This is a genomic window from Methylacidimicrobium cyclopophantes (genome assembly GCF_902143385.2).
In the GTDB taxonomy this organism is placed as follows: domain Bacteria; phylum Verrucomicrobiota; class Verrucomicrobiia; order Methylacidiphilales; family Methylacidiphilaceae; genus Methylacidimicrobium; species Methylacidimicrobium cyclopophantes.
In genome coordinates this window covers 1-1,711 of the sequence record NZ_CABFUZ020000273.1, presented here as the reverse complement: position 1 = coordinate 1,711, position 1,711 = coordinate 1, and the positions used below count along the sequence as shown (strand labels likewise).

Annotated in this window: 1 protein-coding gene; it reads left to right on the top strand. The window is 59.3% G+C overall.

Going from position 1 to position 1,711, the window contains the following annotated elements; all coding sequences use genetic code 11:
• The first annotated feature begins 22 nt into the window (after positions 1–22).
• On the top strand, positions 23–1,648 hold the full coding sequence (locus tag FN369_RS10890) for an IS1634 family transposase (RefSeq protein ID WP_142526156.1): 1,626 nt from the start codon (positions 23–25) through the stop codon (positions 1,646–1,648).
• The last annotated feature ends 63 nt before the right edge of the window (positions 1,649–1,711 follow it).

The window sequence follows — 1,711 nt, the reverse complement described above, 5'->3', positions numbered from 1 at the left end:
ATGTGGTATAAAAAAGTGCGTAATGTACTTGTGCGAAGTCAAATCCCGGCAGAAGGGGAAGGTCTACAAGAGTTACTTTATCCGAGAGTCGTATCGGAGCGAGAGAGGACCGCGTGCCCGGACGATCTGCAACGTCACGGCATTACCCGAAGAGGTCCGGGAGCTGATTCGTTTGGGCTTACAGGGGAAGAGGGTCGCCGAAGTCGAGGCGCTGGGACTTGAGGAGCAGTCGGACTTCGGGGGTCTGGCGGTTTTGCGGGAGGCTTGGGAGCGGTGGGGCCTGGAGGAAGTCTTGGCCTCGGTGGAGGATCCGAAGAAGAGGAAGCTTTTGCAGGCTCTGATCTTTGGCAGGATTCTCTTTCCCTGTTCGAAGCTTTCCTTGAAGGAGGAGGCTCGGGGGACGCTTCTGGCGCAAGCCTGCTCCTTGGAGAAGAGCGAAGGATTCGAGGAAGAGGATCTCTACCGGGCGATGGATGGGCTTAACGGGGTTTGGAGCCGGATCGAGCGTGGACTTTTTCGGAGAGCCTTTTCCAGCGGGGTGCGTCTGGTGCTCTACGATCTTTCGAGCACCTATTTTGAGGGAGAGGGTCCGAAGGGGTTGGCTCGCTATGGCTACAGTCGGGATCACCGGGAGGAGCGGCCGCAGGTGATTTTGGCGGTGGCGACCGATGCGGAGGGGATCCCGATCCATGTGGAGGTTCTCCGAGGCAACCGGGCCGATTCGACGACGCTCCCCGGGCTGCTGGTCACCTTGCGGCGACGCTTGGGGATTGCCAAGGCGGTCTTTGTTTTCGACGGCGGGATCCGAAGCTTTTTTAACCTCGAGGTGCTGACGGGGATGGAGCTGGGATACGTGAGCTGGGCGACTCGGGCTCAACTCCAGGAGCTGGTGGACAAGTTGCCTCGGGATCGGCAGCCGGAGATCTGGGACCGGACCGAAGGGATGGAAGTGGAGAAGGACGGCCTTCGGTACGTCATTGCGGGAGGAGAATGGCGGGCCAAACGGGATCGGGAGAGACGGGAGGCTCGAATCGCCAAAGCGAAGCTTTTGCTGGAGGAGTTCAAACGAAACGCACGCAAGGGCGAGGATGCGGTTCGCCTGGGAAGCCGGGTCGGCCGGATGCTGGAGCGTTGCAAGGCGCACAAGTACTTCCGGTACGGAATCGACGGGGAAGGCCGGTTCTGGTGGAAGCTTCACGAGGAGGAGATCGCCAAGGAAGAAGCCACGGACGGCTGGTATCTGTTGGAAACGAATCTTCTTCCCACCGAGGCCTCCGCCAAGGAGGTCCTGGCCCACTATCAGAACCTTGGCGAGGTCGAGCAGGCCTTTTGCGAACTAAAAAGTTACCTCGAGGTTCGGCCGGTCTTCCATTGGCGGCCCGACCGCGTCCGCAACCACGTGAGGATCTGCTTCCTGGCGTATTGGATGACGGCTCGTTTGGCCGCCGAGTGGAGCAAGCTCGGCGTTTTCGAACACGTTCCCAGACTCTTGCGCCGCCTTCAGACGATCCGGCTGGGCCATCTCTCTGTCAAAGGCAAGCCGGTTGCTCGTCTTTTGACTAAGATTCCTCCGGAGCTGAATCGGCTGCTGGGAAAACTGCATCTTCTCCCGATTTTCTCCCAGCCGCCGGGTTGGGCAACCCTGTAGTCAGTAGCGGAAAGTCCGATCTTTCCGCATCAATAAGTTGTGCCGCATCTCATTGGAAGTCAG